This is a genomic window from Streptomyces sp. NPDC005784 (genome assembly GCF_042871525.1).
Taxonomy (GTDB): Bacteria; Actinomycetota; Actinomycetes; order Streptomycetales; family Streptomycetaceae; genus Streptomyces.
On record NZ_JBIAIQ010000025.1, the window covers coordinates 44,352 to 70,290 of the forward strand.

The 25,939-nt window shown below is 71.1% G+C and carries 20 protein-coding genes; 9 read left to right on the plus strand and 11 right to left on the minus strand.

Annotation, left to right across the window (positions count from 1 at the left end):
* Positions 1–41: 41 nt before the first annotated feature.
* The gene (locus tag ACFYR3_RS30995; protein ID WP_355838982.1) at positions 42–1,841 is read right to left on the minus strand and encodes an ABC transporter ATP-binding protein; all 1,800 of its coding nucleotides are present in this window, start codon (positions 1,839–1,841) and stop codon (positions 42–44) included.
* Between the two features lie 129 nt (positions 1,842–1,970).
* On the opposite strand from ACFYR3_RS30995, the gene ACFYR3_RS31000 reads away from it, so the two are divergent.
* A complete protein-coding gene (locus ACFYR3_RS31000; protein ID WP_355838980.1) occupies positions 1,971–2,426 on the plus strand; it encodes a MarR family transcriptional regulator in 456 nt (151 codons plus the stop codon).
* A 275-nt stretch (positions 2,427–2,701) separates the two neighbouring features.
* Complete coding sequence (locus tag ACFYR3_RS31005) at positions 2,702–5,644, plus strand: FAD-binding and (Fe-S)-binding domain-containing protein (protein WP_389285269.1); 2,943 nt, start codon at positions 2,702–2,704, stop codon at positions 5,642–5,644.
* A gap of 144 nt (positions 5,645–5,788) precedes the next feature.
* Here the strand turns inward: ACFYR3_RS31005 and ACFYR3_RS31010 are convergent, their stop codons facing one another.
* The gene (locus ACFYR3_RS31010; protein WP_389285270.1) at positions 5,789–7,435 is read right to left on the minus strand and encodes a peptide-N4-asparagine amidase; all 1,647 of its coding nucleotides are present in this window, start codon (positions 7,433–7,435) and stop codon (positions 5,789–5,791) included.
* Positions 7,436–7,655: 220 nt separating this feature from the next.
* Positions 7,656–8,405 carry a L,D-transpeptidase family protein gene (locus ACFYR3_RS31015; protein ID WP_356783015.1) on the minus strand — a complete coding sequence of 250 codons (750 nt, stop codon included), beginning with the start codon at positions 8,403–8,405 and terminating at the stop codon, positions 7,656–7,658.
* 221 nt (positions 8,406–8,626) lie between these two features.
* On the opposite strand from ACFYR3_RS31015, the gene ACFYR3_RS31020 reads away from it, so the two are divergent.
* The 4 genes from ACFYR3_RS31020 (at position 8,627) to ACFYR3_RS31035 (ending at position 13,809) form a co-directional block, all read left to right on the plus strand.
* Positions 8,627–10,495 (plus strand): ABC transporter transmembrane domain-containing protein, encoded by a 1,869-nt coding sequence (locus ACFYR3_RS31020; protein ID WP_389285271.1) that lies wholly within the window; start codon positions 8,627–8,629, stop codon positions 10,493–10,495.
* Positions 10,492–12,342, plus strand: coding sequence for an ABC transporter ATP-binding protein (locus tag ACFYR3_RS31025; RefSeq protein ID WP_355838969.1), 1,851 nt, complete (start codon positions 10,492–10,494; stop codon positions 12,340–12,342). Before ACFYR3_RS31020 ends, ACFYR3_RS31025 begins: the two co-directional genes overlap by 4 nt.
* Before the next feature lie 684 nt (positions 12,343–13,026).
* Positions 13,027–13,497 carry a DUF5709 domain-containing protein gene (locus ACFYR3_RS31030; protein ID WP_355838968.1) on the plus strand — a complete coding sequence of 157 codons (471 nt, stop codon included), beginning with the start codon at positions 13,027–13,029 and terminating at the stop codon, positions 13,495–13,497.
* A gap of 36 nt (positions 13,498–13,533) precedes the next feature.
* Positions 13,534–13,809 carry a type B 50S ribosomal protein L31 gene (locus tag ACFYR3_RS31035; RefSeq protein ID WP_355838966.1) on the plus strand — a complete coding sequence of 92 codons (276 nt, stop codon included), beginning with the start codon at positions 13,534–13,536 and terminating at the stop codon, positions 13,807–13,809.
* Positions 13,810–14,033: 224 nt separating this feature from the next.
* On the opposite strand, the gene ACFYR3_RS31040 is transcribed toward ACFYR3_RS31035, so the two are convergent.
* Positions 14,034–14,828, minus strand: coding sequence for a metal-dependent hydrolase (locus ACFYR3_RS31040; protein ID WP_355838964.1), 795 nt, complete (start codon positions 14,826–14,828; stop codon positions 14,034–14,036).
* 145 nt (positions 14,829–14,973) lie between these two features.
* Between ACFYR3_RS31040 and ACFYR3_RS31045 the strand changes: the two genes are divergently transcribed.
* Positions 14,974–17,487 carry a DEAD/DEAH box helicase gene (locus ACFYR3_RS31045; RefSeq protein WP_389285272.1) on the plus strand — a complete coding sequence of 838 codons (2,514 nt, stop codon included), beginning with the start codon at positions 14,974–14,976 and terminating at the stop codon, positions 17,485–17,487.
* 19 nt (positions 17,488–17,506) lie between these two features.
* A complete protein-coding gene (locus tag ACFYR3_RS31050; RefSeq protein ID WP_261703141.1) occupies positions 17,507–18,373 on the plus strand; it encodes an acyl-CoA thioesterase II in 867 nt (288 codons plus the stop codon).
* Here ACFYR3_RS31050 and ACFYR3_RS31055 read toward each other — a convergent pair.
* From ACFYR3_RS31055 to ACFYR3_RS31085, 7 genes are all read right to left on the minus strand, one after another.
* Positions 18,360–19,373, minus strand: a complete 1,014-nt coding sequence (locus tag ACFYR3_RS31055) for a DUF6397 family protein (protein ID WP_389285273.1) — start codon at positions 19,371–19,373, stop codon at positions 18,360–18,362. The two genes, ACFYR3_RS31050 and ACFYR3_RS31055, sit on opposite strands and share 14 nt — an antisense overlap.
* A 127-nt stretch (positions 19,374–19,500) precedes the next feature.
* Complete coding sequence (locus tag ACFYR3_RS31060) at positions 19,501–19,914, minus strand: roadblock/LC7 domain-containing protein (protein WP_355838958.1); 414 nt, start codon at positions 19,912–19,914, stop codon at positions 19,501–19,503.
* Positions 19,915–20,120: 206 nt separating this feature from the next.
* Entirely contained in the window at positions 20,121–20,726 is a 606-nt protein-coding gene (locus ACFYR3_RS31065) for an ATP/GTP-binding protein (protein WP_355838956.1), read from the minus strand.
* A 193-nt stretch (positions 20,727–20,919) separates the two neighbouring features.
* On the minus strand, positions 20,920–21,333 hold the full coding sequence (locus tag ACFYR3_RS31070) for a DUF742 domain-containing protein (protein WP_355838954.1): 414 nt from the start codon (positions 21,331–21,333) through the stop codon (positions 20,920–20,922).
* Positions 21,334–21,352: 19 nt separating this feature from the next.
* Positions 21,353–21,790, minus strand: a complete 438-nt coding sequence (locus ACFYR3_RS31075) for a roadblock/LC7 domain-containing protein (protein WP_355838952.1) — start codon at positions 21,788–21,790, stop codon at positions 21,353–21,355.
* The gene (locus ACFYR3_RS31080) at positions 21,787–24,345 is read right to left on the minus strand and encodes a nitrate- and nitrite sensing domain-containing protein (protein WP_389285274.1); all 2,559 of its coding nucleotides are present in this window, start codon (positions 24,343–24,345) and stop codon (positions 21,787–21,789) included. The genes ACFYR3_RS31075 and ACFYR3_RS31080 overlap by 4 nt, the downstream gene beginning before the upstream one ends.
* A gap of 62 nt (positions 24,346–24,407) precedes the next feature.
* Positions 24,408–25,181, minus strand: coding sequence for an MHYT domain-containing protein (locus ACFYR3_RS31085; RefSeq protein WP_355838948.1), 774 nt, complete (start codon positions 25,179–25,181; stop codon positions 24,408–24,410).
* A 143-nt stretch (positions 25,182–25,324) separates the two neighbouring features.
* Here ACFYR3_RS31085 and ACFYR3_RS31090 point away from each other — a divergent pair, with 143 nt between their 5' ends.
* On the plus strand, positions 25,325–25,933 hold the full coding sequence (locus ACFYR3_RS31090; protein WP_389285275.1) for a class I SAM-dependent methyltransferase: 609 nt from the start codon (positions 25,325–25,327) through the stop codon (positions 25,931–25,933).
* Positions 25,934–25,939 lie beyond the last annotated feature (6 nt).

A 25,939-nucleotide genomic window follows, 5' to 3' on the forward strand; every position in this document is an offset into this window, starting at 1 on the left:
GGGCACGGTAGCCCTCTAGTGCACACAAACCCGGCATATCGTCATCTTGTCGGCTCCAATTGGGCGTCCCGATGGACGAGGGCGGCGTAGCGCCCCTCCTGCGCCAGCAGTTCCTCGTGAGTGCCGCGCTCGACCGCGTGGCCCGAGTCGAGGACGACGATCTGGTCGGCGCTCCGGATCGTGGACAGCCGGTGCGCGATGGTGAGCGTGGTGCGGTTGGCCGACAGGGCGTCGATGGCCTCCTGGACGGCGTGCTCCGTGCGGGTGTCCAGGGCGCTGGTCGCCTCGTCGAGGATGAGCACGGGCGGGTCGCGCAGGATCGTGCGGGCGATGGCGAGACGCTGCTTCTCGCCGCCGGAGAACCGGTGGCCGCGTTCACCGACGACCGTGTCGTACCCGTCGGGCAGCGACGCGATGTGGTCGTGGATCTGGGCCGCCCGCGCCGCCGCGTGCAGTTCCTCCTCGGTGGCGTCCGGCTTGGCGAAGCGCAGGTTCTCGGCGACCGAGGCGTGGAAGAGGTACGTCTCCTGGGAGACGACGCCGACCGCGCGCGCGAGGGTGTCGAAGTCGAGGTCGCGGACATCGACCCCGTCGAGGGTCACGCGCCCGCCCGTGACGTCGTACAGCCGCGGCACCAGATAGCTGAGCGTGGACTTGCCGGAGCCGGTCGGTCCGACGACGGCGAGGCTGCCGCCGGCCGGGACGGTGATGTCGATGCCGTCGAGGATCGGGGCTCCCTTTTCGTCGTAGCGGAACTCGACGTCCTCGAAGCGGATCTCACCCTTGACCTGGTCGAGGTGGACGGGGTTCTCGGGCTCGGTGATGTCGATGGGCAGGTCGAGGTACTCGAAGATGCGCTGGAACAGCGCGAGCGAGGTCTGGATCTGCACGCCGGTGGAGAGCAGGCTGACCGTCGGCCGGAACAGGCCCTGCTGGAGCGAGACGAAGGCGACGAGCGTGCCGATCGATATCGTGGGGCCGCCGAGCTGCAGGGCGACGCCCGCGGTCCAGTAGATGACGGCGGGCATGGCGGCCATGACGATGCCGATGACGGACATGCGCCAGCGTCCCGCCATGTTCGACCGTACTTCGAGGTCGACGAGACCCTCGGACTCCTCCGCGAACGACTTGGTCAGCGAGTCGGCCCGGCCCATCGTACGGCCGAGCAGGATGCCGCTGACGGAGAGCGATTCGGTGACGGTGGCGGCCATCGCCGCCATCTGCTTCTGCCGCTGGGTGGTGATCTTCTTGCGTTCGTTGCCGACGCGGCGGCTGATCCACACGAACACCGGCAGCAGGAGCAGGGAGACGACGGTCAGGCGCCAGTCCAGGGCCACCATCGCGATGATCGTGGCGACGACACTGGTGAGGTTGGAGACCAGTGAGGTGGCGGTGGAGGTGACGGTCGCCTGCATGCCGCCGATGTCGTTGGCGATGCGCGACTGGACCTCGCCCGTGCGTGTCCTGGTGAAGAAGGCGAGTGACATGCGCTGCAGGCGTCCGTAGACCGCCGTGCGCAGATCGTGCATCACGCGCTGGCCGACGGTCGTGGAGATCAGCGTCTGCAGGACGCCGAAGACTCCGCTCAGGACGGCGCTCGCGATCATGCCGAGCGCGAGCAGGGTCAGCAGACCCGTACGCCCTTCAGGAATCGCGGTGTCCAGGATCGCCTTCAGCAGGAAGGGCGTGGCGACCCCCACGAGGGACGCGGCGCCCACCAGGAGGCCGACGATCGCGAGGCGGCCGCGGTAGGGCCGGAAGAGACTCAGGATGCGGCGCACCTGCCGTGGCTGTTCCTTGTCGGCAGGTGGGGGGCTCCAGGTTGACTGGTCGGGACGCAATGGACTCCTAGGAAAATGGGACGAAAGGAAATGGGACTACGAGGACATCGGTGAGGATCCGACGTCCGACGGAGCCTAGCTCATTGTTACCTATACTCACAATGAACGGCATCCTGATATTGTTCCCGCATGACCACCCCCGATGCCGACGGCCTGCTCGCCGAGCAGTTGCTGCGTCTGACGCGCCGCGTGCACCGCATCCAGAAGCGCCATCTGGAGCTGCGCGAGCTGGGCATCACCCCCGCCCAGTCTCGGCTGCTGCGCACGCTCGCGCACTACAGCTCACCGCCCCGTATGGCCGATCTCGCGGAGCGCCTCGAAGTGGTGCCGCGCGCCGTGACCACGCTGGTCGACGGCCTGGAGGCGAGCGGCAAGGTGCGCCGGGCACCCGATCCCACCAACCGCCGGGTGATCCGGATCGAGGTCACGGACGAGGGGCGCATGGCACTGCGGGAACTGCGCGCCGCGCGCCGCGGCGCCGCGGAGGAGATCCTGGCTCCATTGACGGACGAGCAGCGCGAGGTGCTCGGCGGACTGCTGGACACTTTGGTGGACGGCATGCCGAGGTCGGAGCACCGTTGCTGAGAGGGCTCGGCGCGGAACGCCGCCGCCGAGGCGACTCGGGGCGGTGCACCGCCTGCTGAGACGGCTCGGTGCGGAGCACCGCCACTGAGACTGCTCAGGGCGGGGTTGCCGCCGCTGGACCGGTTGAGCAACGGCGCACCGCACCGCCGCCGGTCAGCAGTCAGGCGTCCGACCCGGTCGCCCGCCGCCGATCGACGGTCGCCGGTCGCCGGTCGTCTGCGACAGGCAGCCGACCGGGCCGCGCTGCTCGGTGAGCCCGTGAGGAGTGGTGCGCGATGCCTCTGCTGGAGCCCGACCCCGACGCGCTGCGGCCTGGCAAACGTCCCGAGGCCCCCGCGGCCGACCGGGTCCCCGAGGACCGGGCCGGGGGCACTCCCGAGCCACTGCGCGGTGACCTGACCGCCCTGCTCGGCGCCGACAAGGTACTGACCGGGATCTCCGACCTCGTGCGGTACGCCTCCGACGCCAGCCCCTACCGCTTCGTGCCGCGGGTCGTCGTGGTCCCCGAGGACATCGACGACATCTCGGCCGTGCTCTCGTACGCGCACGGCAAGGGCCGCGAGGTGGTGTTCCGCGCGGCCGGGACCTCGCTCAACGGCCAGGCGCAGGGCGAGGACATCCTCGTCGACGTACGCCGGCACTGGACGGGGGTCGAGGTCCTCGACGGCGGTGCTCGGGCCCGTATCGCTCCGGGCACGACTGTCGCCCGCGTCAACGCCACGCTCGTCCGGCACGGGCGCGTGCTCGGTCCCGATCCGGCCAGCGCGATCGCCTGCACGGTCGGCGGGGTGGTCGCGAACAACGCCTCCGGCATGACGGCGGGCACCACCCGCAACGCGTACGTCACCCTTGCCTCGCTCACGTTCGTACTGCCGTCCGGCACGGTCGTGGACACGGCCGAGCCGGACGCGGACGAGCGGCTGGCGCACGCGGAACCGGCCCTGTGCGCCGGGCTCATGGAGCTCAAGGCGGAGATCGAGTCGGATGCCGGGCTGGTCGACCGCATCCGCGCCAAGTACGCGATCAAGAACACCAACGGCTACCGCCTGGACGCCTTCCTCGACGGTGCGACACCCGTCGAGATCCTGCGCGGCCTGATGGTCGGCTCGGAGGGCACCTTCGGTTTCATCTCGGAGGTCGTCTTCGACACCCTGCCGCTGGACCGCCGGGTCTCCGCCGCGCTGCTCTTCTTCGGCTCACTTCCGGCCGCGGCCGCCGCCGTACCCCTGTTCACCGCCGTGGGGGCCTCGGCCGTCGAGCTGATGGACGGCAACACACTGCGCGCCTCGGTGAGCGTCGAGGGCGTGCCCGGGGACTGGGCCGGGCTGCCCGGTCCGACGACCGCGCTGCTCGTCGAGTTCCGCGCTCCGGACGAGGCCGCGCAGGAGGCGTACGAGGAGAGGGCCCGCACGGTGCTGGAGGGGCTCCCCCTCGTGTCGCCCGTGCCGTCGGTGACGAACTCCCTCACCCGCGATCAGCGGACCGTCGCCGGCTACTGGAAGGCACGCAAGGCGTTCGTCACGGCGGTCGGCAGTGCCCGTCCGTCCGGCACGACGCTGATCACGGAGGACTTCGCGGTGCCCCCCGAGCGGCTCGCCGAGGCCTGCGAGGCGCTGCTGGAACTCCAGACCCGGCACGGTTTCGACGCCGCCGTCGCGGGCCATGCCGCGCACGGCAATCTGCACTTCCTGCTGGCCTTCGACGCGTCCAGGCCGGCCGACGTGGAGCGGTACGCCGCCTTCATGGACGCGTTCTGCCGGCTCACCGTCGAACGCTTCGACGGCTCGCTGAAGGCCGAACACGCCACCGGACGCAACATCGCGCCCTTCCTCGAGCTCGAATGGGGGCCCAGGGCGACGGAGTTGATGTGGCGCACGAAACGGCTGATCGACCCGGTCGGAGTGCTCGCGCCGCGCATCGTGCTCGATCGTGACCCGCGCGCGCACGTGCGGGGCCTGAAGACGATCCCGCGGGTCGAGGCGATCGCCGACCCCTGCATCGAGTGCGGCTTCTGCGAACCGACCTGCCCCAGCCAGGACGTGACGACCACACCGCGCCAACGGATCGTGCTGCGACGGGAGATGATGCGCCAGCCCGGCGGCTCCCCGGTCGAGGACCGGCTCCTGGAGGCGTACGGATACGACGCCGTTGACACCTGCGCGGGCGACTCGACCTGCAAACTCGCCTGCCCGGTCGGCATCGACACGGGCGCGCTGATGAAGAAGTTCCGGCACGCCCGGCATTCGCCGCGCGAGGAGAAGGCGGCCGCACTGGCCGCGCGGCACTTCCGCGCGCTCGAAGGCTCCGCGCGGCTGGCCGTCGCCGCCCTGGACCGGATCGGCGACCGTCGGGTGAACGCCGTGACGCGGGCTGCACGCAAGGTCGTACGCCCGGATCTCGTACCCGAGTGGCTGCCGCGGATGCCGGGAGCAGCCGCCTCCGCGATGCCCCGTACCGAGCGCGTGGGGGCGGTCGCCGTCTATTACCCGGCCTGCGTCAACCGCATCTTCGGTGGTCCGGGAGACGTGTCGCTCGCCCAGGCCGTCGTCGCGGTCTCCGCACGCGCGGGAAAGCCTGTGTGGATTCCGGACGATGTGTCGGGGACGTGCTGCGCGACGATCTGGCACTCCAAGGGGTACGACGCGGGCAACACGGTGATGGCCAACCGCATCGTCGAGGCGGCATGGGGCTGGACCGCCGGCGGCAGGCTGCCGCTCGTCGTGGACGCCTCGTCCTGCACGCTCGGCATCGCGCGGGAGGTCGTGCCGTATCTGGCCGCCGACAACCGGGAGTTGCACGCCGCGCTGCTGGTCGTCGACTCGCTGGTGTGGGCCGCGGAGGAACTCCTCCCCCACCTCACCGTGCACCGTACCCTCGGCTCCGCGGTGCTCCACCCGACCTGCTCCATGCGGCACTTGGACGACGAGGCACAGTTGCGCGCGGTGGCCGAGGCGTGTGCCGACGAGGTGGTGGTGCCCGACGACGCCGGGTGCTGCGCCTTCGCGGGCGACCGCGGCATGCTCCACCGGGAACTCACCGAGTCGGCCACCCGCAAGGAGGCGGCGTTCGTGGCCTCCCGCGGCTTCGACGCGCATCTGTCGGCCAACCGCATGTGCGAGGTGGGCATGGATCACGCGACGGGCCGCGGCTACTACTCCGCCCTGCTGGCCCTGGAACACGCGACCCGCCCCGGCGTCCGGCGGGCCGACCGGTCCTGACGTGACCCGGTCTGCCCGCCGGGAGCCGTGGCGAGGACCTCCGTCCGCTTCTCGTCCTCGCCCCGGACGGCGGTGATGCGCGCGGCCCGCCGACGCGCAGACGGCCGATGTCCACGATGACCCGTACACCGCGGACGACCGGGCTCAACAGCCTGCGCGGTCCTCCGTGAGCACCCCCTGCACGGTGACCAGGGAGCGGTCGTAGCAGCCGGCGGAGCCGTACAGCCGATAGCGTTCGCTCGTCGTGGCGACCGCGTGGCGCTGGTCGCGCGGCACGTTCGCCGTGTACGTCGCGTCGCCCGTGTAGGTGTCGTCGAGCCGTGACCACGCGGTGCGCCGGCCGCCCGACGTCTCGGCCACGGCGGCCCGGTCGGCGAGCGTCAGCACGGTCCGCATCCTGTCGTCCGCGCCGAGGGTCGTCGTGCCGTCCATCGTGTACGTCCGCCGGGTGCGCGTCGTCGCGGCGAGTCCGCGTCCGTCGACGGTCACCGCCTCGTCGTCGGTCCACGTCGCCCTCAGGCCGTCGGTGTTCTCGCCGTCGGTCCAGCGGTGCACGGAGCTGTGCGCGAGGGTGCGGCTGACGGTGGTCAGCACCCGGCCGTGCGAGGTGTCGAGGTATCCGGCGACCGTCAGCCGGTGCCTTCCCGCGGTGTCGACCCGGTTCTCCGAACCGGGCGTGTACGTGGAGGAGTTGGCGAGGTCGCCCGCCTCGGCCCGGGTGAGGGCACCGCTCACATGGGCGCGCCGCGCGTCCTGCCAGACGAGCACATTGACCGGCAAACTCCAGCCGGTCCGGCCCTCGGGTACGCCCACGACGGAGACGTCGATCCGGTGCGGGCGCCCGTCGTTGAGGAGTCCGGCGAACGGGGTCAGGTCGTACTCGATGGGTCTGACGTCGAAGGCGCGGGGCCCCGGAATCACGTACCAGAGGAAGGGGTTGGACCAGCCGCCGGTCCACACGGTCGGGAACGGCTCGGCGATTCCGGCGAGTTGGCCGTCGACCTTGATCTGCACTTCGCGGTAGGGGCCGTTGTCCGCCTTGCAGGAGTACGGCGCCGTGTCCGGGACCGTCAGATACCAGAACTCCTCGCAGCCGCCGCCGGACCCGGTCGCGTACACCTCGGCGATCACGCGCTCGCTGTTGCGCGGGGTGGTCAGGGTGCCGTTCTGGAGGGTCAGGACACGGTCGGGAGCCGCGGCGGGCCTGCCCGCGTAGAACGTCAGCGTGGCCTTGACGTCGAGAACGCCGGTGTATGTGTCGTCGACGACGTTGCCGATGAGCATCTCGACGTCGCGGCTCCGCCGGAACGTGTCGCTGTAGCGCGTCACATCCTTCTCGACGGACCACGCGATCCCGTCGGGCGACGGCTCCGGGGTGGACGTGCGGAGGATCTCCACGCCTCCGACATGCAGATACCCGAGGCGGTCGAACTGGCGCCCCTCGACCTTGCCTTCGAGCCGGATCACGACCTTGCTCCAGTGGTCGCCGCAGCCCGTCGGCGGGGTGTACGTGCCCGCGTAGGGCGTGAAGTCGCGGAACTGCGCCTCGGCGAGGGTCACTTCGCACGACGGCACGGCGGGCCTGCCGACGGGCGGGGCAGCGGTGACGGGGTCGTGCCAGTCGCTCCCGAACTCGGCGGGCACATCGGTTGATCGAGCGACGGCGGGCGCGGCGGCGGACGCGGGAGCCGCGACGGAAGCGGTGGCCGCGGGAGCCGGGCCCGCTCCGAGGAGGGCGCTCGCCATGAGGATCACTCCGGCGAGCATGGACATGATGACCGGTCTACTCATGTGCGGTGTTCTACGGGGCAGTTGGGCCGACCGCAATGGGGCACCGGGGCGCCGCGCGCGGCGGGACTCGGACTTCGACGGGGCTTGGCGTCGGCGGGGCTTGGGTAGAGCTCGCGGCTGGGCGACGGCAAGGCGCGCGGGACACTGGGCCGGCGGGGCGTCCGGACCGCCGGATGCCCCGCCTCCGGCCGCCGCCGGTTTCCCGAACGGCCCCCGGCCGCTAAGCCTTCAGGTCCGCCTTGTCCCCCATCACCACGACGGGGTGCTGATCCGGGTCGAGTGTGCGCAACAAGTACTCCATGGCGGGCTTGGACATGCTCACGCATGCCGACGTGCCACTGCCGTGGTCCATGTGCAGCCAGATGCCGCCGCCCTTGCCGTTGCCCCACGGGCGGGTCGGGTCGTCCGGCGGATTGCCCTTGAGGCGGTTGTAGTCGATGGCGATGACGTAGTCGAAGTCGTGCCAGTGCGACTTCGCCCAATAATGCGGCGCCTGGAAGCCCTGCGACTGTGTGTACGGGAGCCGGGCGCCCGGGTCCTCGAGCACTCCACCGGCGTCGCTGAGCGTGAACACTCCCACGGGGCTCCGCTTGTCGTCCTCGTGGTGGTCAGTCGTCCAGCCCTTCTTCCCGTTGTGCGCGGCCCAGCTACGGGTCTTCTCCCAGCTCGTGCCGGACTTCGTGTACAGCACGACCGTGGAGTTCGCGGAGTCCTTGCCCTCGCCGTAGACCGCCAGGACCTGGCGGGAATCGGACGGGATCCGCTGCTGGAGCCGGTCACCCACGTCGGGGATGCGTTTCGGGTCGACCGCGGGCGCGCTCGTTCGGGCGACCGCGCCACCGGCTCCCGCGTGTCCCTTCGTGCCGCTCCCGCTTCCGCCCTCCGGGCCACCGCAGGCCGAGAGGGTGACGGCGACGGCCCCGCAGACCATGGCGGCGAGCCCCGTTCGCATCGCACCGTTCTTTCGCATGCCGCCCATCCTCGCATCACGTGTCGGGCGAATCGCTCCGCCCCCGGATCCCGGCCGGTCGCAGTCGCTCCGGGCTGATTCCTTGCCACCGAGCGGAAAATCGTTTGCTTTCGACCACGCTGCGACGCGAACCTTTCACGGTTTGCTACCGGCCCCCGCGGCCGGACGGTTGCCGAAATCCGCGGCTCCCTCCATTCCCTGACACGAGCCACTGGGACGTCATGCAGATCCAAGACCTTCCGTATCCCGACCCCGGTGTGGCCGACGCGCGGTCAGGTTCCCGATTCCTGTGGTGGCTCGGGCGAAATCAGCTCGGCGGACAGTTCAAGGCTCTGGCTTGGGGTCTGCTGCACTTCCTGGCCGTTTCCGCACTGCCGTTCTGCGTCGGTCTGGCCGTCCAGGCCGTCGTCGACCACTCCGGCAGCCGGCTCGCCCTGACCGGCATGCTGATGGTGCTGTGCGGAGTGTGCATCGCCCTGGGCGACACCATGCTGCACCGCACCGCGGTCACCAACTGGATCACCGCGGCCGCGCGCGTGCAGCAACTGCTGGCCCGCAGAACCGCGCTGCTGGGCTCCGCGCTGACGCGGCGCGTCGCGGCGGGCGAGGTGGTGGCGGTCTCCACCGGCGACGTCGAGAAGATCGGCTGGTTCGTGGAGGGCATGTCCCGGTTCACGGCGGCCGCCGTGACGGTGGTCCTGGTCTGCGTGGCCCTGGTCGTCTACCAGCCGGCGCTGGGGGTGATCGTCGCCGTGGGCGTGCCCGTGCTGGCGGTGTCCGTGCTGCCGCTGCTGCCCCGCGCCACCCGGCGCGCCGACTTCCAGCGGGAGAAGGCGGGCCGCGCCACCGAACTGGCCTCCGACACCGTCGCGGGCCTGCGGGTGCTGCGCGGCATCGGCGGCGAGGAGCTCTTCCTCGACCGCTATCGCCGCGCCTCCCAGGAGGTCCGCCGGGCCGCCGTGCGCAGCGCCCGTATGTGGTCGCTGATCTCGGCGATCCAGGTGCTGCTGCCCGGTCTGCTGATGATCGTCGTCGTCTGGCGCGGTGTGCAGCTGGCCCGGGACGGCCGGATCACGGTCGGCGAACTGGTCACCGTGTACAGCGCCGTCATGCTGCTTGCCTACCCTTTGCGGCATTTCGAAGAGATCGCCATGGCTTATTCCTTCTCGCGGCCGTCGGCCAGACGAGCCGCCCGGGTGCTGTCCCTGGAACGGGCCATGGACAGCACCGGATCGCTCGCCGCGGGCGTCCCGAGCGGCGATCTGTACGACCCCGCGACCGGGCTGCTCGCTCCCGCGGGCCGACTCACCGCCGTGGTGTGCGGCGACCCGGACGCGGCAGGGCTGCTGGCCGACCGGCTCGGCGGACATGCCCGCGAGCGGGGCGAGGAAGTGCTCGTCGGGGGCGTGCCGACAAGCAACTCGGTGGTCCTCGGGGGCGTACCGCTGGACGAACTGCCCCTGGAGAGCGCCCGTACCGCCGTCCTCGTCCAGGACAAGGACCCGGTACTGCTGTCCGGCTCCCTGCGCGAGCTGCTCGACGTGCCCGCGTCGGGTCTCGTGAGTGCCGAGGCAGCCCTGTCCGCCGCGCAGTGCGGCGACGTGCTGGACGCGCTCACCCAGGGCTCGCTGGACGCCGAGGATCCGATGGACGCCCGCATCACGGAACGCGGGCGCTCCCTCTCCGGCGGCCAGCGCCAGCGGCTCGCGCTGGCCCGGTCCCTGATCACGGACCCGGAGGTACTCGTCCTGGACGAGCCGACGTCCGCGGTCGACTCGCACACCGAGGCCCGGATCGCCGACGGAGTGCGCTCCCTGCGCGCCGGGCGCACGACCGTGATCTTCACGTCCTCACCGCTGCTCCTGGACCACGCGGACCGGGTCGTCCTGGTCCACGAGGGCGAGGTCGTCGCGGTCGGCGTGCACCGCGAACTGGTCCACAGCGAACCGCGCTACCGGGCCGTGGTGACCCGCGAGACCGAGGAAGAGGCCGCCGTCGAAGCCGCGGAACGGACCGCTCTCGGCGGCGTGACCGCGGACGACGAGGCCGTTCTGGACGGCGTACTGGAAGAAATCGAGGAGACCGCATGATCGGCGTGGCGCCACCGGCGTACGACCCGGCCGCCCCGACGACGGCGAACACGCTGCCCGTCGGCGCGCCCGCGACCGTACGCGCCTACGTGACGGAACTGTTCCAACGGCACCGCAAGGCCTTCCTGCTCCTGGTCGCCGTCAACACCGTGGCCGTCGTGGCCTCGATGGCCGGGCCCTATCTGCTGGGCTCGGTCGTCGAACGCGTCTCGGACCACGCCCGCGAACTCCATCTGGAGGCCACCGCCGCCTTCTTCGTCGTCGCGCTCGTCGTCCAGGCCGTGTTCGTACGGCAGGTGCGGCTGCGCGGTGCCATGCTCGGCGAGCGGATGCTGGCCGATCTGCGCGAGGACTTCCTCGTACGGTCGGTCGGACTCCCGCCCGGCGTCCTTGAACGGGCCGGGACGGGCGACCTGCTGTCCCGCATCACCACCGACATCGACCGGCTCGCCAACGCGATGCGCGAGGCCGTGCCGCAGCTGGCCATCGGTGTGGTGTGGGCGGCACTGCTGCTCGGCGGACTCACCGTGACCGCCCCGGCGCTCGCCCCCGCCGTGCTGGTCGCCGTTCCCGTGCTGGTGGTGGGCTGCCGCTGGTACTTCAAGCGCGCGCCGTCCGCCTACCGCTCCGAGGCGGCCGGATACGCCGCCGTCGCCGCCGTCCTCGCCGAGACGGTCGACGCCGGGCGCACCGTCGAGGCCCACCGCCTGGGCCGGCGCCGCATCGAGCTGTCGGACCGCCGGGTCCAGGAATGGACGGCGTGGGAGCGGTACACGCTCTGGCTGCGCTCGGTTCTCTTCCCGGTCGTCAACGTCACGCATGTGACCGTGCTCTGCTCGGTCCTGATGATCGGCGGGTACTTCGCCCTCCAGGGCTGGATCGGTGTGGGCCAGCTGACGACGGCCGCGTTGATCGCGCAGATGCTCGTCGACCCGGTGGGCCTGATCCTGCGCTGGTACGACGAGCTGCAGGTCGCCCAGGTCTCGCTGGCGCGGCTGGTCGGCGTCCGGGACATCGAGCCGGACGCGGGCGACCCGGCCGTGGCGCCGGACGGACGCGACGTCCACGCGGACCGCGTCCACTTCGGCTACCGCGCGGGCGTGGACGTGCTGCGGGAGGTCTCCCTGGCCGTCGCGCCCGGCACCCGGCTCGCCCTGGTCGGCCCGTCCGGCGCGGGCAAGTCCACCCTGGGCAGGCTGCTCGCCGGAATCTACGCGCCCCGGGACGGCCGGATCACGCTCGGCGGTGCCGAACTGTCCCGCATGCCGGCGGAGGAGGTCCGCTCGCACGTGGCTCTGGTCAACCAGGAGCACCATGTCTTCGTGGGCTCCCTGCGCGACAACCTGCTGCTCGCCGTCCCCCGCTCCCGGCAGCGCACCGCCGAGGAGAATCCGGCCGAGACACAGGCCGCGACTCCGGCCGAAGGCGCCGAAGCCGTCGACGCCCAGCTGTGGGCCGCTCTCGGCGCGGTCGACGCGGACGGCTGGGCGCGGGCGCTGGACCACGGTCTGGACACCGAGGTCGGCTCGGGCGGGTTCGCGCTCACTCCGGCCCAGGCCCAGCAGATCGCGCTGGCCCGGCTGGTCCTGGCCGACCCGCACACGCTGGTCCTGGACGAGGCGACCTCGCTCCTGGATCCGCGGGCGGCCCGCCATCTGGAACGCTCGCTGGCCCGCGTCCTGGACGGCCGAACCGTCGTCGCCATCGCCCACCGCCTCCACACTGCCCATGACGCGGACGTCATCGCCGTCGTCGAGAACGGCCGCATCACCGAGCTCGGCAGCCACGAGCAACTGGTGGCGGCGGACGGCGCGTACGCAGCGCTGTGGAGGTCCTGGCACGGGTGAGCCGGGTGCCCTGCCGAGGCCACCGCCCGCCCCACGTGAGCCGGGTGCCGACCGGGGACACCTGGCCGCCGCGCATGAACGGGGTGCTGGCCGGGACCACGTGCCCGCCCCGCATGAACCGGGTGCCGACCGAGGCCATCCTGGCGCCCGGCATGAGCCGAGTGCCGGTCGGCGCCACCTGACCGCCCCGCATGAACCGGGTGCCGGCCGGGGACACCTGACCGCCCCGCATGAGCCGAGTGCCGGCCGCGGTGTCCAGGCCACGCGGCCGGCGGGCCGGGCGGGTCCGGCCCCACCAGCGGGCCGGACCGGTGCAGAACCGTCCGCTCGGCGTCGAGCGCCGGTGTCATCCCGCAGCTCAGCGGCGTGGGCCGACGGTGACCGGCCCCGGCGGTGAACTCGCCCGGTTCGGTCCCGCTTCTCGCCCGGAGCGGGGTCGTGCCCGCCCTCGGCACACCCCGCAAGAGGCCGCCCGGGCCGGACATCGGCCCTTGTGACGCTGCTGGTCGGCCCCTGTGGCGTTGCGCGGTGCCGAAGGGGGGTGGAAGTCTGGACATGGGCACCCGCTCGGGGGACTCCCGGGAACCACCCGGTTCGCGCGGGGCGACGCCTGTGTCCTCGGGCCCGCGCGCCCGCCGTCGAGTACGGCGGCTCCGGTCCCGTCCGCACCCCCTGGAGGTACCCGTGGACAGCGCCGACGGATGGGGAGACGATGTCTACCAGCCCGACGGATCCGAGGTACAGGACGACGCGGGGCTGCTCGACGCCGAGGACACACTCGTCACCGATGGAGTCACCGACCCCCTGGACCGTGGCTGGTCCCCGCCGGAGCGGCCGTGGGCGGTGGAGCACCGCGGGGTGACCGCCTCGGAACGCCGGGCGGGCGAGACCCTGGACCAACGCCTCGCCGACGAGCTGCCCGACATCGCCGAACCCGACGGAGACGGCATCGGCGACTGCCAGGGCACCGACGGAGAGCCCCTCGACAACGAGGTGGGCGCCCTCCGCTCCGGCCGTCTGGTGGCCCCGAACGAAGGCGCGCACGAGGACGAGGAGAGCGGGCTCATCGCCACGGACATCGGCATCGACGGCGCCGCGGCCTCGGCGGAGGAAGCCGCGATGCACATCGTCGACGAGGACGCCGTGTCCGGCTGACCGACACCCGTCCCGCGCCTGCCCCAAGGAGTTCCCATGCAGCAGGACAAGCAGCCCGACTACCACCCCGTGGTCTTCCGCGACCGCACCGCCGGCTACGCCTTCCTCACACGCTCGACCGCGACGAGCGACCGGACCATCGATTGGGACGACGGCGAGACCTACCCGGTCGTGGATGTCGAGATCTCCTCGGAGAGCCACCCCTTCTACACAGGCAAGGCCCGCACGGTGGACTCGGAGGGCCGCATCGCCCAGTTCGAGCGACGGTTCGGAGGCGGGGAGCAGGGGTCCGGCGCAGGGGAGAACGCCTGAGCGGAACAGGCGCGATCCCCTCACTGACGGACGTCCCACCGCCCGAGCCGGACACCCGGACGGACCGCCGCTCCCGCCATCGCACACCGCCGCTGCGGGCACGAGTCGCCCCGTACCGGCCGACGAGACCGACGAAGCCGGGCGCGGGGGCGGCCAGGGAGGCACCGGGCGCCGGCGTGGCCCGGGAGGAGCCGAGCGCCGGTGCGGCCCAGGAGGAGACGAACTCAGATGAAGTTCAGCGCCGCCGCGCAGCCCACGGCGCCCAGCAGCATGAACACCGGCGTCAGCACCTTGAGCTCGACCCAGCTGCCCGCGCGGAAGCGCATCACCTTGGGCGGGCCTATCGGGTACCAGCGCTTGCGGCCGACCGGGATGGGCCACAGGATCGGGCAGCCGGACACCGTCAGCGCGTCCCCGATGCAGTGCACCAGGGCGCCGAGGACGACCGGCAGGCCGAGCCACAGGTACTCCTGGCCCGGCGCCGTGAACAGCCAGTTCGCGCCGTTGCCCGGCTTGTCCAGGGTTTGCGCGAGGATCCACGAGGTCGTCGCGGCGAGCAGCCAGACCAGGATGTCGCTGCTGGAACCGCGGGCGGCCCGCCACAGCAGACCCTCGATGGCGAGCACCATGTGCACGAAGAGAATGGCCAGGACCGCCCAGCGCCCGCAGGTGATCGCCAGCCCAGCCGTGCCCGCCCCGATCATCACCGCCCACAGCCAGGTGTGGGTCAGCGTGCGGTGACCGCCGTTGCGCCGGGGGTCGCCCGCCTTCCTGGTCCCCTTGTAGGCGGCGTAGGAGAGTTTGTCGACGATCTCGCACAGCCTTCGTGACACCGGTCCGAAGGCGTTCGAGATGGTGGCGGCCTTGTGGTCCAGGTCCGGGGCCAGAGCGGCGCCGGCGCAGATCAGGGCGCCGACGAGCAGGACCGGCCAGGGCATGGTGTGGCCGGCCGCTGCGGCCGCCGCTCCGACGCCCAGCCAGGCCGCAGCCCCCGACAGTGAGTGTGCTGGTCCCATCATGGCCGTTCCCCGCCCTATTCCTCTTGTACCGCTGTCCAGTTGTCCGTGCACGCTGACGCGACGCCGGCGCCACAGCGTAGCGGTCGTGATCTTCCCCTGAGCATCCGATTCCCCCATCACGTGTATCGACAGGCAAGATGGGGGCGTGACCCTTATCGATCAGCTGCCGCCGACCGCAGACCCCGACGCCCTCTACGAAGCCTTCGAGTCGTGGGCCGGGGAACGCGGTCTCACGCTCTACCCCCATCAGGAGGAAGCGCTGATCGAGGTGGTCTCGGGTGCGAACGTGGTTGTCTCGACACCCACAGGCTCGGGCAAGAGCATGATCGCCGCCGGTGCGCACTTCGCCGCGCTCGCCCGGGACGAGGTCACCTTCTACACGGCGCCGATCAAGGCGCTCGTCTCGGAGAAGTTCTTCGAGCTGTGCAAGATGTTCGGCACCGAGAACGTCGGCATGCTCACCGGCGACGCCTCCGTGAACGCCGACGCTCCGGTGATCTGCTGCACAGCCGAGGTCCTGGCGTCCATCGCGCTGCGGGACGGCAAGCACGCCGACGTCGGTCAGGTCGTCATGGACGAGTTCCACTTCTACGCCGAGGGCGACCGGGGCTGGGCCTGGCAGATCCCGATCCTGGAACTTCCCCAGGCGCAGTTCATCCTGATGTCGGCGACCCTCGGCGACGTCTCGATGTTCGAGAAGGACCTCACTCGGCGCACCGGCCGCCCCACCGCGGTGGTCCGCTCGGCGATCCGGCCCGTCCCGCTGTCCTACGAGTACGTGCTCACTCCGCTGACGGAGACGCTCACCGAACTGCTCGCCACCAAGCAGGCCCCGGTCTACATCGTGCACTTCACCCAGGCGCAGGCCGTGGAGCGGGCGCAGGCGCTGATGAGCATCAACATGTGTACGCGTGAGGAGAAGGACCGGATCGCCGAGCTGATCGGCAACTTCCGGTTCACCACCAAGTTCGGCAGCAACCTTTCCCGTTACGTACGCCATGGGATCGGCGTGCACCACGCCGGCATGCTGCCCAAGTACCGCCGGCTGGTGGAGAAGCTGGCCCAGGCCGGTCTCCTGAAGGTCATCTGCGGCACGGACACCCTCGGTGTCGGCGTCAACGTCCCCATCCGCACGGTGCTGTTCACCGCGCTGACGAAGTACGACGGGACGCGGGTGCGCACGCTGCGTGCCCGCGAGTTCCACCAGATCGCCGGCCGGGCCGGGCGCGCGGGGTTCGACACGGCGGGCTACGTCGTGGCTCAGGCGCCGGAGCACGTCATCGAGAACGAGAAGTCGCTGGCCAAGGCGGGCGACGACCCGAAGAAGCGCCGCAAGGTGGTGCGCAAGAAGGCTCCCGAGGGCTTCGTCGGCTGGACGGAGACCACCTTCGAGAAGCTCATCACCTCCGATCCCGAGCCGCTGACCTCGCGCTTCCGCGTGACGCACACGATGCTGCTCTCGGTGATCGCCCGGCCCGGCAACGCCTTCGAGGCGATGCGGCATCTGCTGGAGGACAACCACGAGCCTCGAAAGCAGCAGCTGCGACACATCCGGCGGGCCATCGCGATCTATCGCTCGCTTCTCGACGGCGGCGTCGTCGAGAAGCTCGACGAGCCCGACCCGACCGGCCGCATCGTGCGGCTCACCGTCGATCTCCAGCAGGACTTCGCACTCAACCAGCCCCTGTCGACGTTCGCGCTCGCCGCGTTCGAGCTGCTGGACCTCGAATCCCCCTCGTACGCCCTGGACATGGTGTCCGTCGTGGAGTCCACGCTGGACGATCCTCGGCAGATCCTCGCGGCCCAGCAGAACAAAGCCCGTGGCGAGGCCGTGGCCGCGATGAAGTCCGACGGCGTCGAGTACGAGGAGCGCATGGAGCGGCTCCAGGACGTGTCGTACCCCAAGCCGCTGGAGGAGCTGCTCTTCCATGCGTACAACACCTACCGCACGAGCCATCCGTGGGTCGGCGACCACCCGCTGTCGCCGAAGTCCGTCATCCGTGACATGTACGAACGGGCAATGACCTTCACCGAGTTCGTCTCCAACTACGAGCTCGCCCGCACCGAGGGCATCGTCCTGCGCTACCTGGCCAGCGCCTACAAGGCCCTTGAGCACACCGTCCCGGACGACCTCAAGTCCGAGGACCTGGAGGACCTGATCGCCTGGCTCGGCGAGATGGTGCGCCAGGTCGACTCCAGCCTCCTCGACGAGTGGGAGCAGCTCGCCAACCCCGAGGTGGTGACGGCCGAAGAGGCCCAGGAGAAGGCCGACCAGGTCAAGCCGGTAACCTCGAACTCCCGTGCCTTCCGGGTCCTCGTCCGCAACGCGATGTTCCGCAGGGTCGAGCTCGCCGCGCTGGACAACGTCCACGAACTCGGCGAGATGGACGGCGATTCCGGCTGGGACGCCGACGCCTGGGGCGAGGCGATGGACAAGTACTGGGACGAGTACGAGGACCTCGGTACGGGTCCCGACGCCCGTGGCCCCAAGCTGCTGTCGATCGTGGAGGAGCCGCAGAACGGACTGTGGCGCGTCCGCCAGACTTTCGCGGACCCGAACGGCGATCACGACTGGGGCGTCAGCGCGGAGGTCGACCTCGCGGCCTCCGACGCCGAAGGCCGTGCCATCGTCAAGGTCACCGACGTCGGACAGCTGTGAGCACAGGAGAATCCCACCGATGACGAACCCTGCCGAGAAGCTTGTCGACCTGCTCGACCTGGAGCAGATCGAGGTCAACATCTTCCGGGGCCGCAGCCCGCAGGAGTCCCTCCAGCGGGTCTTCGGTGGCCAGGTGGCGGGCCAGGCGCTGGTCGCCGCCGGCCGCACCACCGAGGGCGACCGGCCGGTGCACTCGCTGCACGCGTACTTCCTGCGTCCGGGCCGGCCGGGCGTCCCGATCGTGTACCAGGTCGAACGGGTGCGGGACGGACGGTCGTTCACCACGCGCCGCGTCACCGCTGTGCAGCAGGGCCGCACGATCTTCAATCTGACCGCCTCCTTTCACAAGCCTGAGGAAGGGAGCTTCGAGCACCAGCTGCCGCCGGCCCGCGAGGTGCCGGACCCCGAGTCCCTGCCGACGGTGACGCAGGAGATCGAGGAGCATCTGGGCGTTCTTCCGGAAGCGCTGGAGCGCATGGCGCGACGCCAGCCTTTCGACATCCGCTATGTGGACCGGCTGCGGTGGACGCCCGAGGAGACCAAGGGCGCCGAGCCGCGCAGCGCGGTGTGGATGCGTGCCGTCGGACCGCTGGGCGACGACCCGCTCGTGCACACATGTGCTCTCACCTACGCGAGCGACATGACTCTCCTGGACGCTGTCCGCATACCGGTGGAACCGCTGTGGGGTCAGCGCGGTTTCGACATGGCGTCGCTGGACCACGCCATGTGGTTCCACCGGCCGTTCCGCGCGGACGAGTGGTTCCTGTACGACCAGGAGTCGCCGATCGCGACGGGCGGCCGCGGTCTGGCCCGCGGGCGCATCTACGACCGGGAGGGACGCCTGCTCGTCTCGGTCGTGCAGGAGGGCCTTTTCAGGGCGCTGTAGGCGGGCGCGGGTCCGGGTTCCTGCGGCGCAGCCATCCGAGCAGCCTCCGTGACCGCGCGGACTCCGTGGTCCTGAGCGGGTCGTCCACGGCGGCGAACCGTTCTCGCGCGATGCGCTGAGCACTGGCCGGTGACGGCGGGGCCGCTGGCATTGGAGCCCCTGCCGGCCGGCCGACGGGCGCTGCGGGAGCCGACCCCAAAGCTGCGACGGTTGAGGCAACGGGTGTCGGGCGGGGCGCGGGGTGGTCCTCCCTCGCTTCGCAGACGCTCTGACCCAGGTCGGCCCTGAGCCAGCTGATCTCGTCGGGGTCGTCCGCCGTAGTGATGCGCTCGGCGATCCGGGCCCCGGGCGAGTCCGGCGCGGCTTGTGAAACAGGCGCGGGCCGGAGGCGGTTGAGATGGGCGCGCTCGTAGGGATCCTGGACGATCTCGGCCACTTGGACGGGGTCGAGCAGGGACGCCACCACGGCGGCCCGGGCCCAGGAATCCTCGGTCTGCCTCAGCAGGAACCCCATGTGACGGCCACGCCAGTTGCGAGGACGGAGGTCCAGGCCTTCGTCGAGCTGATCGCGGAGACCTTCGGGCGTCCGCCCGCTCAGCAGCGGCGCGTTCTGCTCGTCGGTGGTGAACTGCCGCAGTTCCTCGGCGAGGTAGAGCCATACGACTACCCGGTAGCGGTTGAAATAAAATTTGACCGGCACCACCAGTCCCAGGCGCGCGAGGCGGGTGAACCGTGTGCTCGTGACGCCCATGAGCGCGGCACCATCCGTGGTGCCGACGGCCTTCACCCGCTCGCGCAGCGCCTCCGGGAAACCGGCTTCGGCGCGCACCCGGTCGATCTCCGCGCGTGCGACCCGGCGTCCCCCGCCTCCCTCGTCGGGAACCGAGCGCACGCAGCCGAGGTGCAGGGCGAGGTCGAACTCGCCGCGCCTGAGCTCCAGTTCCCGTGCGGCCCGACTGAGCGAGCAGGTGGCGGACGGCGTGATGGTGTTGCCGGACATGACGGTCTCCCCTGTGGTGTCGAAGGCTCGCGCCGGTGTGCGCTCGCCTCGGGAAAAACCGTATCCGGCTCGTCGGACATCGTGGCGAGCCTGTGGAAAACTTCGGCCGCGACGACATATCGGCAGGTCAGAGGTCTGAAGCGGGCTTGCCTTCCGGCTGTCGCGCATCCACGCCAAGGTGTTCGCCGACGCGGTTCACCAGCAACGTCATCTCATAGGCGACCTGGCCGATGTCCGCCTCCGCCCCGCTGAGGACGGACAGACAACTCCCCGCGCCGGCCGCGGTGACGAAGAGCACCGCTTCGTCGAACTCGACCATCGTCTGCCGTACTTGCCCGGCACCGAAATGGCGGCCGGAGCCCTTGGCCAGGCTGTGCAGTCCCGAAGACACCGCGGCGAGGTGTTCGGCGTCCTCCCGCCGAAGTCCTGTGCTCGCGCCCGTCACCAGCCCGTCGTTGGACAGCACCAGCGCGTGCCGAACGTGCTCGACGCGCTGGGTGAGGTCGTCCAGCAACCAGCCAAGTCCCGTGTTCTGCTCCATGATCCGGTCTCCCCGTGTGTCGTTCCCCCTGGCCGGAGGACTCGACCAGCAAGCCTTCCCCACAGCCGCCGTCCGGGCAAGGCGGATGGGTGGCATGGCAGAGAAGATGGCCGACGAGCAGGCGTGAGCGGTCGCGCAACGGGGAAGTCGAGCGATGGTGCCCGGGGAGGGCCGAGCGGGGCCGGCGCAGATGTCGACGAGCGGCCTCAGCCGACGGAGTCGAGCAGCCGGGCGGTGTGTACCCTCCCGGCGTATTCGACGAGCCGGATCAGTACCTCCTTCCCGGAGTCGCGGTCACGGGCGTCGCAGAGGACGACCGGCGTGCCTCGGTCGAGGTCGAGGGCGCGGGACACGTCCTGGGCCCCGTAAGCGCGTGCGTCCGCGAAGCAGTTGACGGCCACCACGAACGGGATGCGCCGGTGCTCGAAGTAGTCGACCGCGGGGAAGCAGTCCTCCAGCCGGCGGGTGTCCGCGAGAACGACGGCACCGAGAGCGCCCGTCGACAGCTCGTCCCAGAGGAACCAGAAACGGTCCTGGCCGGGTGTTCCGAAGAGGTAGAGCGAGAGGCCGGACCTGATGGTGATGCGTCCGAAGTCCATGGCCACGGTCGTGGTGACCTTCTGGCCCACTCCGCCGGTGTCGTCCACCGACTGACCGGCCTCGCTCAGCAGTTCCTCGGTGCGCAGCGGCCGGATCTCGCTGACCGCGCCCACCAGGGTGGTCTTTCCCACGCCGAACCCACCGGCGACCAATATCTTCAATGCCAGGGCGGTCGAGTCGCCACCCGAGGCATCGGAGTTCTCGGAGACCATCGATCACCTCTCTCGGGAGTGCCGACATCCGCCGGCATCGGTGCGTCTGTACGGGTGCGCGAAGTCAGCATCATGACAACTGCGGTTCCGGCGAACGGGGTTGGACCGCACATTGCCTCTTTCGACCGGAACACACCCATTCAGTGCCCAGGAGTGAAATCGAAGAGCCGCAGTGCCGACCGAAGTGGATCGCCTAGAGCGCCCTCAGCCCCGCGATCACCTCGCGGAGGATGCGCTCGTCGGGCAGTTGGGCGGGCGGCACCGGGCGGCTCACGGTGACACAGCTCCGTTCCAGGAGGTCGCCCAGGAGCACCCTGACCACACCTACGGGAAGATCGGCGCCCGCGGCCAGTTCGGCGACCGACTGCGTCTCGGTGCGGCACAGCTCGATCAGGGTCCGGTGCTCCGGACCGAGCGAGGTGTCCTCGTCGGTCCCTGGTGCGGCGCTGTCGAGCGTGACCAGGGCGATCAGATCGAAGTGCATCCCGGTCGGACCGGCTTTGGTTCGGCCGCCCGTCATGGCGTAGGGACGGACGAGTGGCCCCGCCTCCTGGTCGTACCACTGGCTCCCCGGCTGTGGCGGGGAGCCCGATGTGTCTTCGGTCATCTGCACAGGCCGTCCTCGGTCATCCTGCCGCGGGCGGCTGTACCGCGACGCGCGGCGGGGCGTGGAGATGCTCACCGACGCGCTTGACCAGAAGCGCCATCTCGTACGCCACGAGGCCGATGTCGGCGGTGACGGCGGTCAGGACGGCGAGGCACGAACCGTCCCCCGCCGCGGCGACGAACAGGAACCCCTCGTCCATCTCCACCATCGTCTGGCGTACCCCGCCCGCGCCGAAGTGGCGGCCCGCCCCCTTGGCCAGACTGTGGAATCCGGAAGCGACGGCCGCGAGGTGTTCGGCGTCCTCGCGCCGCAGGGCGGTGGACGCGCCCACTGCCAGTCCGTCGTTCGACAGCACCACGGCGTGTCGTACTTCGGTCACGCGCAGCACCATGTCGTCCAGCAGCCAGTCGAGTTCGCCGGACCGCTGGGCGCTTCCCGTGCTCGGATCCTGGATCATGCGGGGTCTCCTTCGCTGCTGTCGCTGCCCGCTTCGGGGCCGGGGGTGGCGCCGACGCCGGGCGACCGGCCGCCGCCGCGTACCCAGCCGGCCCGGTACGCGGCCATACGCGCCCGTACGAGTTCCGGTGTGCGCTCGTCGTCCGCCGTGGACACCGGGGGCTCCGCCGACTCCTCGGAACGCTGTCCGCGCAGTTGGGGGGCGAGGTTCGCCTGGCGGACACGGCGTGGAAGGTCGTCGGAGCCCTCGGAGTCGTCCCGGGGACGGTGCAGACGGAGCGCCGCGACTGCCGGAGGCGCGGTCTCCTTCGAACCGTTCGCCGCAGACGGGGTCTCCCGTGAACCGTTCGCCGGGGCCTTGGAAGCCTTCGGCCTCGGGGGGACCAGTGCGGGCCGCCCAGTGGCGGCCTGGACGGCGTCGTGCTCCGGAGCGGCCGACACGCGCGCGTACTGCGTTTCCAACGGCCTGTCCGTGTCGGCCTTGCGGAGGGAACGTTCCGCCGGGCCGTCGTGCAGCAGCGCCGTGGGCAGCAGGACGACCGCGGTGGTGCCCCCGTAGGGCGAGGTCCGCAGGTGCACCCTGATGCCGTGCCGGGCCGAGAGCCTGCTGACCACGAAGAGGCCGAGCCGGTCGCTGTCGAACAGGTCGAGCGCCTCGGACTGCTCGATGCGCCGGTTGGCCTCGGCGATCCTCTCCTTGCCCATGCCCAGCCCGCGGTCCTCGACCTCGATCACGTAGCCGTTTCCGACCGGTTCGCCGGTGATCCGCACTCTGGTGTGCGGGGGCGAGAACTGGGCCGCGTTCTCGACGACTTCCGCCAGAAGATGGGTGAGGTCGGCGACCGCTCCGCCGACCACCGCCACCTCGGGGAGTTGCCGTACCTCCACGCGCGCGTAGTCCTCGACTTCGGAGACTGCCGCCCGGACCACGTTCGTCAGCGAGACGGGCCTTCGCCAGGCCCGTCCGGGGGCGGCTCCGGAAAGGATGATCAGGCTCTCCGCGTGACGCCGCATCCGTGTGGTGAGGTGGTCGAGCCGGAAGAGGTCGCTCAGCTCGTCCGGGTCTTCGGACCTGCGCTCCATGGCGTCCAGGAGATTCAGCTGCCGGTGCACGAGTACCTGGCTGCGCCGGGCGAGATTGACGAAGACCCCGGAGATGCCACCGGCCAGCTCCGCGCGCTCGACCGCGGCGCGCAGGGCGGCTCGGTGCACGGTGTTCAGTGCCTGGGCGACCTGTCCGGTCTCGTCCTCCGAAGGCCGCCTCAGCGGGGCCTCGTCGTCCACGTCGACCGTGTCGCCCGCGCGCAGTCTGCGCATGGCCTCGGGGAGTTTCCGGCGGGCGATGTCGAGTGCGCTGTCCCGCAGGCCGCCGAGTTCGACGACGAGGTCGCGTCCGATGCGTACGGAGATGATCAGCGAGGCGACGACGGCGGCGAGGCCGCAGAGGACCGCGGCACCGGCGGGGGTGAGCAGGGCGTGCCCGAGCGGGTCGCTCCCGTCCGCGACACCACGGCCCGCGTCGGCCTCTACCGTGCGCATCCCGTCGCTCACGCGCTCGTGAGCGATGTTCCAGACGGTCTCCGGGGCGGCATCGAGGGCCTTGGCGCCGGGGCGCGAGACGAGCACCTTGTCCTCGACGGCGCGCACGTCGTCGTACGCGCTCCCCTCCACGAGGTCGTTCCAGGCGGCTCGTTCGGGCCCGCCGAGATCCGGCGCGGCGGCGTCCGTCAAGGTGCGGCGGGTTTCGACGGCCCCCGTGAACAGCCTTAGCCGCTCGCCGTCGAGGGTCCCGGCGAGCCGGGCCCCGCCGAGCACGGCGTTCTCCTGGGCGAGCGCCTCCCCCGCCCTGGAGAATTCGAGCAGGACGCGCGCCTCGGAGCGCAGGCCCGCACCGGAGATACCGGTGAGCGCTCCGTCGACACCGAACGCCGTCGAAATGGTCCTGGTGTACTCCCCGTATGCCTCGTCCCATCCGGTACGGCGTTCCAGTACGCCAGTGCGCAACGACCGCAGTCGCTCCGCGTCGGCGACGAAAGCGGTGAGCCGCCCGGCCACTCCGGCAGGCAGGTCGGCGCCGTCGGCGACAGTGTTGCGGTCCCCAAGGCGCAGTTTCGCAACGGCGCGGTCGGTGAGCCGTGAGAGGTCCTTGAAGTCGCTCGGCGGCACCGTGGCGGGGTCCGTCGCATAGCGGACGGCTTCCGCCCGTTCGGCCTGGAGCGCGGCGACCGCGGCGTCGACGGGGGCCCGGACCGTCGAGTCCACGCGTTGCACCTGCCGCAGGCGCGCGACGTCCTGCGCCGTGCTCACCGTGGCGTAGGCCCAGAGGGCGAGCAGGGAGACGATCGGCACCATCAGCAGGCTGACGATCTTGGCCCGGACGGTGCGGGGCCGGATGTGCCACCGCACCGCGCGCGCGAGTGCTTCCGGCGAAGGCCCGGCGACGGGCTCGCCGATGTCCGCGCCCTCGTCGGCCGGCGGGCCCGCGTGCGCACGCCGACCGCGCAACGGCGGCGCTGGCTGGGCGCCGGCTTTGGTGGTCCTACGGGGTGTACGCATGGCCTCCTCGATCGGAGAGGTTCGGGGGTGCCGCACGGGCCGCGGCGGCTCCGGGACCGCTGTCAGCGGGCAACGCTCTCGACCGGCCGCCGGGCCGGCGCGGACGCCTCGGGCCGGCCGGACATCGGGGAGAGCGCGACGAACGCCGCCGTCAAGAAGAGGTAGGACCCGAGACCGACGGCGAGGGGGAAGATGAACTGCATGGCCGTGACCCCGGGCAGTGCGCCGCCGGAGGGGCTCACGCGTACGCTCACCGCCATCATTCCGGTGTAGTGCATGCTGCTCACCGCGCCGCCCATGACGAGGGAGGCGACGGCCACCGCCACGGGGGACCTGATGGAGAGCGCGGCCCACAGCGCGGCGGTCGCTGCGATCACGCCGATCACGACGGAGAGCCCGACGAGTGCCGGGTCGTAGCGCACCTGACCGTGCAGCCGCAGCGCCGCCATGCCCAGGTAGTGCATGCTCGCGACACCGAACCCGGTGGTGAGCCCGCCGATGACGAGTGCGCGGTGCCGGTCGCGGCCGTAGCCGACGGCGAACAGGCCCGCGCCGACGACAGCCATGGCGACCAGCAGGCTGAAGATGGTCAGCGGCACGTTGTAGCGGATCTCCGTGCCGGTGACACCGAAGCCGAGCATCGCCACGAAGTGCATCGTCCAGATGCCGGTGCCGATCGCGGAGGCCGCCGCGAGGAGCCAGTTGCGGCGCGACCGTCCGGTGGCGTCGAGTGCGCGGACCGTGCAGCGCAGCCCCAGCGCGGAGCCTATGCAGGCCATCGCGTACGACAGTACGGGGGTCAGCCAGCCGAAGGCGGCGTGGTCCATGTGTCCCATGACCCAGGGACGCTAGTGCGCGCTGGGGCGCACGACTGGGGCGCATTTCGAAAGCTGTTGCAAAGTGACGAAGAGATGCACCTGAGCGATCGCGCCGGGCTCGAACGTGTGCGCCGCGTCATCCTTCGTGTCGGTGAGAGATCATGCGGCACATGAGCGACGACCACACACACGTCCAGAAGTTCTTCGGCGCGCGCGCCGCCGAATGGGACAGCCGCTTCCCCGACGACGGGCCCGCGTACGCGGCCGCTGTGGCGCGCATGGGGCTGCACGCGGGTGACCGCGTGCTCGACGCGGGCTGCGGCACCGGACGGGCCCTGCCTCCGTTGCGAGCGGCCGTGGGCGGCACCGGGGTGATCGTCGGAGCCGATCTGACGCCGGCCATGCTGGAGGCCGCGGTTCGGGCGGGACGCGACCGCGACGGGCAGCTGCTGCTGGCCGATGTCACCGGACTGCCGCTGCGTTCGGAGTCGCTGGACGCGGTGTTCGCGGCCGGACTCGTCGCCCACCTGCCGAACCCGGGTGAGAATCTGCGGGAGTTGGCCCGGGTGGTACGGCCCGGAGGCAAGCTGGCCCTCTTCCACCCGATCGGCCGGGCGGCTCTCGCGGCCCGCCAGGGACGGCAGATCACTCCGGACGACCTGCGCGCCGAGGCCAACCTGGGTCCCCTGCTGGCCGGTTCCGGCTGGGACATGACCTCGTACGTGGACGAGGACGCCCGCTTCCTCGCGCTGGCCGTACGCCGGGGATGACCGCCG